Raw genomic sequence first — 7,233 nt, forward strand, 5'->3', positions numbered from 1 at the left:
CGCCGGGCGGCGCGGGGGGGAGGGGGCGGCCCGCCGCAGATAGTGCATTGCGGCGGGGGTCAGTCGTCATCGGCGGGCTGCCCTCCGCCGGTCGAGAGGGCGGCGTCTGGGTTGGCGTCGGCGGGCGCGGCATCTTCGGTGAGCGCCTGCGGGCTCTCGCGCCGCCGGGCGAGGAAGTTGGGGAAGAGGTAGACGACGGCCAAGATGATCACGCCTGTGACGATGGAGGAGTCGGCGAGGTTGAACACCGGCCACGCGCCGACGTCGAGGAAGTCGGTCACGCGGCCCAGCACGAGACGGTCGATGAGGTTGCCGACGGCGCCGCCGAGCAGCAGCCCCATGCTGACGCGAACGCGCCAGTCGCCGCCGGCGTGGGCGTGGTAGAAGTACAGCAGCACGCCGATGCCCACGACGGAGGCCGCCGTCATCACGACGGCCTGATTGGGGAAAAGCCCGAAGATGGCCCCGCTGTTGGTGACGTGCGTGAGGCGGAAGAACCCCTCGGCGGGCACGGACTCGCCGATGCGAAGGCCCTCGCGCACCAGCGCCTTCGAGAACTGGTCCGCCGCGAGGGCCAGCGCAAAGACCAGCATCGCGAGGGTGTCGGTCAGAAGGAAGGGACGTTGCGTGACGGGTTGCTGCACGGCTATCGATGCCCCTGGTGTGTGAGTGTACTCAGGATAGCAAGGATGTTTCTCCGAGGATATGGGGTGCTATCCTCAAACAGGCGGGGTTAGATTAAGGAGAAACTCCATGGGCTACTCGGTGATCATTGAGAAGGGCCCCACCAGCTTCGGCGCCCAGGTCCTTGACCTGCCGGGGTGCGTGGCCGTGGGCGACACGCGAGATGAGGTTTACGCCCTCATCCTGGAGGCGATTGAACTTTACATCGAGGCATTGCGGGAAGAGGGCCTCCCCGTTCCAGAACCCCAAACCTACGAGCTCGTGGAAGCGACCGCCTAGAGCCCCCCTACCCCACCAGCGGGTCCGGGTGCTCTATGAGGACCTTGGCGACCTCCGGGCGAATGAGCCCGTTCTCTGGCACCTCGCCGCTGGTCATCAGGTTGCGCAGGAGCGTGCCGCTGAACTGCTCCTGGTGCTCGGGGCCGTGGGGGCAGGTCTTCTCGTTCACCACGCTGCCGCACTTGCGGCACATGAAGAAGGACGTGAAGAACATCGGCGTGATGCCGAGGTCCGGGAAGTCGTCGAAAATCTCCTGCGCCGCGTAGGGCGTGTAGTAGCTGCCGACGCCCGCGTGGTCGCGCCCGACGATGAAGTGGGTGCAGCCGAAGTTCTTGCGCACGATGGCGTGGAAGATGGCCTCCTTGGGCCCCGCGTAGCGCATCTCCGTCCGAAGCACCGCCATGACGGCCCGCTCCGGGCGGTAGTAGTTCTCCAGCAGCGCCTCGTAGGTGGTCAGGATGGCGTCGTCCGTGAAGTCGCCCGACTTCTTGCGGCCGATGACGGGGTTGATGAAGAGGCCGTCGACGAAGCTGAGCGCCGACTTCTGCACGTACTCGTGGCCGAGGTGGGGCACGTTGCGCGTCTGGAAACCGACGACCGTGCGCCAGCCCTTCGCCTCGAAGAGCACGCGGGTCTCGATGGGGTCCAGCGTGTACGACGGGAACGCCGCCTCCGGCTCCGCGACGAGGTCGATGGTGCCGCCGAGCAGCGTGTCGTGCCGCTCCAGCAGGCCCGCGACGCCGGGGTGGTCCGCGTCCGTGGTGCCGAAGACGTGTTGGGCGTAGCGCTCCTTGTCGTAGCCGTAGCGGTCCGTGACGTGCATGACGGCCACCTGCCGCCCGTTCGGCGCGGCGAGAGCCACGCGGTCGGGCAGTCCCTTCGCCTGCTCCGGCTCGACGTCCAGCACGATGGGGATGGTCCACGGCGTGCCGTCCGACAGGTGGTTGGAGTCGAGCACGCTCCCGAGGTTGCGGCTGTCGAGGAAGCCCTCCAGCGGGCTGTAGGCGCCGGTGGCGATGTTGATGATGTCAGAGACCACGTCGGCCGAGACGTTGACGGTGGGCAGCGACGCGGCCTCCTGCAGGGCCTGCGCCTGGGAGTCGCCGGTCAGGACGCGGCGGACGAGTTTTCCTCCGTGGGGTGCGGGCAACATGCTCTACTCCAGGTAGCCGAGGCCCCGGAGCTTCGTCAGCGCGTGCTCCCGCTCGTCATCGCTGACGGCGGCAGCGCCGCCTTTCTCTGCGCTGACGGCGGCGGCCGGGGCGCGGCCGTTGTTCTCGGATGCGGAAAGCAGACCCAGGCGCTCAAGCGTGCCGAGGATGTAGCCGATGCTCTCCTCCTCGGACTCCTTGTCGGTGTGGACGACGAGCTCGGGGTCCAGCGGCTCCTCGTACGGGTCGTCGATGCCGGTGAAGCCCTTGATCTCACCGGCGAGGGCTTTCTTGTACAGCCCCTTCACGTCGCGCTGGATACAGACCTCGACGGGACACGAGACGAAGACCTCGACGAACTGGGCGATCTCCGCGCGGGCCTCGGCCCGGATCTCGCGGTAGGGCGAGATGGCGCTGGTGATCGCGACGCCGCCCATGTCCGACGCCACCCGCGCGACGTAGCTGATGCGCCGGATGTTCTCGTCCCGGTCCTCCTTGGAGAAGCCGAGTCCCTTGGAGAGCCGCATGCGGACTTCGTCGCCGTCCAGGTTGACGACGGGGTGGCCTCGGCCCTGCAGCTCGACCGCCAGCAGACCGGCGAGCGTGCTTTTGCCGGAGCTGGGCAGCCCCGTGAGCCAGACTGTAAATCCCTTGTTGGACACAGGCATACTCCTTCTGCAATTGGGGCGCATCATGGGCTGAGGGAATGCCGCGGGGGGCCGAGGGCCTGCGGTGCGCGTGAATGCTTAGTGGGTACACATTGCGTGTCCATTATGGTACACGTTCGCAACATACGCAAACCGCATACTCCATGCGGGATAACGGGTCTCAGTGTGACTTCCTCCCCGCCACCCTGACACGGCGTGCTTGTGCGTAAGCTCGGCGCCTCGACACACTGACCTTCGCACCCCTGAAATCTGTGACGGAGGTCGACACCCATGACGTTATCGCTACCGCAGCAGCTTGAACAACGCGACGCGGCCCGGATGCGGGCATACCAGGAGAACCTGTCCTTCTACTCGGGCGCGCACTGGCCGGGGTCTCCCCGGCGGCGCGAGCGGCGACTCACCTTCAACTACGTGCGCACCTTCGCCCACAAGGTCACCGCGGCGCTCCTCGCCGGGCTGCACGTCGCCGTCGAGCCGTCGGACGACTCCGCGGAGGCCGAGGAGCGAGCCGCCGCTGCCCGGCGCGTCCTGCTCGGCGTCGCCGAGGCCAACGACCTGCAAGAGCTGGACTTTGAGACGGAGCTGGACGCGGCCGTGCTCGGCGACGGCTGTTACAAGGTCACGTGGGAGCCCTCGACATCCGCGGGCGTCGGCCCCGGTGTGCGCATTACGTCGCCGGACGTGCAGGGCCTCTTCGCGTGGTGGGTGGGGGACGACGTCTCGAGGGTGTGGCGCGTCGCCAGCCGCTACAGGCTCACGGCGGAGGAGACGGAGATCCTTTACGGCGTCACGCCCCCGGGGTCCGAGGCCGTCGTGGTGGAGGCGTGGACGGCGGAGCGCTTCAGCCTGTGGGTGGGCAACGCCCTGGAGGAGGAGCGCCCCAACCCCTACGGCTTCATCCCCTACGTCGTCTTTCCCAACCTGCGCGAGCCCAAGCAGTTCTGGGGCAGCGCGGACATCACCGCCCTCATGGAGCCGCAGCGGGAGATCAACCGCGCCTTCTCGCAGCTCTCGACCATCCTGGAGCTGTCGGGCAATCCCATCGCCGTGCTGGAGGGGGTGGAGGAGTCGCAGGACATCGCGGTGCAGCCGGGCGCGGTGTGGGAGGTGCCGGAGCGGGCGCGCGCCTACCTGCTGGACCTGCTGCAGGGCGGCGGCGTCCGGCTGCACACGGAGTACATCGAGCTGCTCTACCGCGTGCTCCACGACCTCTCAGAGACGCCGCGGACGGCCTTCGGCGACAGCGGGCGCGACCTGTCCGGGGTGGCGTTGGAGATGGAGCTGTACCCGATGGTGCAGCGGGTGGCCCGCAAGCGGCTGCTGCGCAACAGCGTGTACCGGCAGCGGGCGGAGATGGCGCTGCGCATCCACCAGCAGCGGACGGGCGAGGTGTGCTGGCCCGTCCGGCTGCGCACGACGTGGGGCACGGCGCTGCCGCAGGACCGCGACAGGCTGGTGCAGCAGGAGGAGCGCATGGTCAACGCCGGCCTGCAGAGCCGGCTGCGGGCGATGGCCAACTTGGGGGTTGCGGACCCGGAGGGAGAGTTGGCGCGCGTTCGCGACGAGGAACAGTCGCGCTCCTCGGGCTCGGCGAACTGACGGCAAAAGCAGGGAAGCTCACGGCGTTTTGCCGGGAGCTTCCACCAGACCGCTTCTGCGAAAGAACCGCTGAGGCTTACGCCTCTGAGGCGGCGCGCATGGCCTCGATCAGCGCCTTGGGGCGGCGGCCCCTGCGCTTGATGATGCCGGCCACCTGCAGCGCGCGCAGGCCGTCCTCGACGGACATCGCCGGGTGGGTCTCGATGTCGAACACGTCAGTCCAGGGGTAGTTCGCCGCGAGCACCGGGCCCACGCTTTCCGCCTGGACGATGCTGATGACCTGGGGCGAACCCTGGACCCAGTATTCGGCCACGAGGCTCAGGCCGTTGGGCGCGCGCCACCGCGCCCGGCGCTGGGAAACCTGGTCAATTTGCTGCCGCGTCAAGTGCGCCTTGAGCGTCATCAGGTTGACAAAGAGCATGTTGCCTCCTCCTATTCCCCGCAACTGGAACGCAATCTATTCGGTGATTTATCGTCATAGCTGTCACACATGAGCCTTTTTCAGGGGCAGAGGATATACCATAACCGGAACAAAGTCGATACTTTCTCTGCGTGGATTACTTGAGGTGCAGCGTACATTTAATCGTGTAGCAATCCTTCTCAACACGATCGCCAATATAATGTACGCAAGAATCATGCGAAAGCCCCGGCGGACAGCCGGGGCTTTCAATCAAGAGTGTGTCTGTATTGTTCGCAAGTATACGATGAGCCTTACGAATCTCTATGGTCAATTCCCGCGCTGAAGCCCCAGCATGATCTTTTCCTGCGGCGTCAGGTTGGCCAGGTCTGCGCCCCGGCGCGCCGGGGCGCCCGCCGGCACCCGCTCCTGCGCCGCCCGCTCGGCGTCGCGGGCGGCTTTTTCGACGGCCCGGAGCCGCAGCTGCTCTACGAGCGCCGAGGCCCGCTCGTAGGATGCCTCAAGCTCGGCGATGTTCTCACCGCCGACGAGCTCCGCGGGCACGTCCGGGTCTCGCTGCAGCAACAGCGCGCGGTAGGCTTCGTGGGCGTCTGTGAGCTGCGCCCGCAGCGCGGCGGCCAACTCGCTGTTGGCGGCCGCTTCCTCCCGCGCCTGCCCGGCCTGCCGCTCGAGCGCCTGCAGCCGCTCTTCCCCCACCGGCGTGTCGTCCGCGGGAGTGGCGTCGCCTGCCTCGACCTCCCCGGCCTCAGTCTGCGCCGGCTCGTCCACTGTGACGTCTTGGGCTTCCTGTTCAGGGTCCATGCTTCCTCCTCTGCCATTGTGTTTCGGACAGGGGAAGGGTGGCCGTGCGGCTACCTTACGCGCAAGGCGTGTGTGTCAGGGGTGTTGCGCCCGCTACGGGCGTTGGCTAGAATCAACCAATTCCCGTCTCAGGAGGTATTTCCTATGGGCCCCTTCAGCTCTGACAAGCTGCGAAACATTGTCTTGCTGTCGCATAGCGGCGCGGGCAAGACGTCCCTCGCCGAGGCGATGCTCTTCACCTCCGGCTCCATCACCCGCATGGGCAGGACGGAGGACGGCACCACCACCGGCGACTATGAGCCCGAGGCCGTGAAGCGCACCAGCAGCACCCAGCTCTCCATCCTTCCGTGCGCCTGGGGCGGCCACAAGGTCACCCTGCTCGACAGCCCGGGCTACTTCGACTTCATTGGCGACGCCCTGTCCTCCCTGCGCGTAGCCGACGCCGCGGTGCTGGTCGTCGCGGCGGGCGCCGGCGTCGAGGTCGGGACCGAGCAGATGTGGCGCGAGATCCGCAGCCACGGCCTCCCCTGCATCATCGTCGTCAACAAGCTCGACCGGGAGAACACGGACTTCATGGCGACGGTGGAGGACCTGCGCAACAACCTGGGGCGCGAGTGCTTTGCGTTCCAGGTGCCCGTCGGGCAGGACCACAACTTCAAGGACGTCGTCAACGTCATCCCCGCGCCGGACGACGTTCCGGCCGAGGCGCAGGACGCCTACGAGCAGGCCCGCGAGGCCCTCGTCGAGTCCATCGCCGAGACAGACGACGAGCTGGCCACCAAATGGCTCGAGGAGGGCACCCTCTCCGACGAGGAGATGCTGGGACCGCTGCGGCGCGCGGTCATCAACGGGACCGCCGTACCGGTGCTCGCCGCCTCGGCGACGCACAACGTCGGCGCGGGCGAGGTGCTGGACGCCATCGTCGCGCTGGCCCCCTCGCCGCTGGAGGCGCAGAACCCTGTGGACGCCGACGGCCCGCTGGCGGCGTTAGCCTTCAAGACCTCCGCGGACCAGTACGTCGGCAAGCTGACGTACCTCAAGGTCTACAGCGGCACGCTCAACAGCAACACGGAGGTCTACAACCCCGAAAAGGAGCGCTCGGAGCGGCTGGGGCAGCTCTTCGTCCCCATGGGGAAGAGCCAGGAGCAGGTGGCGTCGCTGGCCGCCGGCGAAATCGGCGCCGTGGGCCGGCTGGCTGAGACCACGACGGGCGATACGCTCACGACGCGGGATGGGGCCGTGAAGATTGTGGGCATCGAGTTCCCCGCCCCCATCTACACGATGGCCGTCTACCCCAAGACCAAGGGCGACACCGACAAGATGGGCTCCGCCCTCCAACGGCTCTCTGAGGAGGACCCGAGCGTGCACTTTGTCCGCGACCAGAGCACCAGCGAGTCCCTGCTCTCCGGCATGGGCGACGCCCACCTGGACGTGGTGATCCAGCGGGCGCAGCGCAAGTTCGGCGTCAACCTGCTGCTCCAGACGCCCAAGGTCCCCTACCGCGAGACCATCGGCGGGACCACGCGGGGGGAGCCCCGCCCCAAGCAGCAGTCTGGCGGCCACGGCCACTCCGCCCACAGCCCGCCGCGGGCGGGGCCGGCCGCGGATACCGCGGGCGAGTTACCCACGGGAG

General features: G+C 67.6%; 7 protein-coding genes and 1 pseudogene. 3 read left to right on the forward strand and 5 right to left on the reverse strand.

From position 1 onward, the window contains the following. Positions 1 to 59 precede the first annotated feature (59 nt). Entirely contained in the window at positions 60 to 644 is a 585-nt protein-coding gene (lspA, locus tag OXC99_12700; GenBank protein MCY4625841.1) for a signal peptidase II, read from the reverse strand. A gap of 109 nt (positions 645 to 753) precedes the next feature. Between lspA and OXC99_12705 the strand changes: the two genes are divergently transcribed. Next, complete coding sequence (locus OXC99_12705) at positions 754 to 963, forward strand: type II toxin-antitoxin system HicB family antitoxin (protein ID MCY4625842.1); 210 nt, start codon at positions 754 to 756, stop codon at positions 961 to 963. Positions 964 to 970: 7 nt separating this feature from the next. On the opposite strand, the gene sat is transcribed toward OXC99_12705, so the two are convergent. Together sat and cysC are read right to left on the reverse strand one after the other, a co-directional pair. Continuing rightward, positions 971 to 2,116, reverse strand: a complete 1,146-nt coding sequence (gene sat, locus OXC99_12710; protein MCY4625843.1) for a sulfate adenylyltransferase — start codon at positions 2,114 to 2,116, stop codon at positions 971 to 973. Between the two features lie 135 nt (positions 2,117 to 2,251). Continuing rightward, positions 2,252 to 2,782: pseudogene (cysC, locus tag OXC99_12715) on the reverse strand (adenylyl-sulfate kinase). 270 nt (positions 2,783 to 3,052) lie between these two features. Between cysC and OXC99_12720 the strand changes: the two are divergent. Continuing rightward, on the forward strand, positions 3,053 to 4,381 hold the full coding sequence (locus OXC99_12720; GenBank protein ID MCY4625844.1) for a phage portal protein: 1,329 nt from the start codon (positions 3,053 to 3,055) through the stop codon (positions 4,379 to 4,381). 76 nt (positions 4,382 to 4,457) lie between these two features. Here OXC99_12720 and OXC99_12725 read toward each other — a convergent pair whose 3' ends face one another. After that, positions 4,458 to 4,802 carry a hypothetical protein gene (locus OXC99_12725; protein ID MCY4625845.1) on the reverse strand — a complete coding sequence of 115 codons (345 nt, stop codon included), beginning with the start codon at positions 4,800 to 4,802 and terminating at the stop codon, positions 4,458 to 4,460. Between the two features lie 306 nt (positions 4,803 to 5,108). Further along, positions 5,109 to 5,600 (reverse strand): hypothetical protein, encoded by a 492-nt coding sequence (locus OXC99_12730; GenBank protein MCY4625846.1) that lies wholly within the window; start codon positions 5,598 to 5,600, stop codon positions 5,109 to 5,111. Between the two features lie 144 nt (positions 5,601 to 5,744). Between OXC99_12730 and OXC99_12735 the strand changes: the two genes are divergently transcribed. Next, a partial coding sequence (locus tag OXC99_12735) for a GTP-binding protein (protein MCY4625847.1) occupies positions 5,745 to 7,233 on the forward strand: 1,489 nt, incomplete at its 3' end.

It is taken from the genome of Chloroflexota bacterium (genome assembly GCA_026713825.1).
Taxonomy (GTDB): Bacteria; Chloroflexota; Dehalococcoidia; order Lucifugimonadales; family UBA1127; genus UBA1127.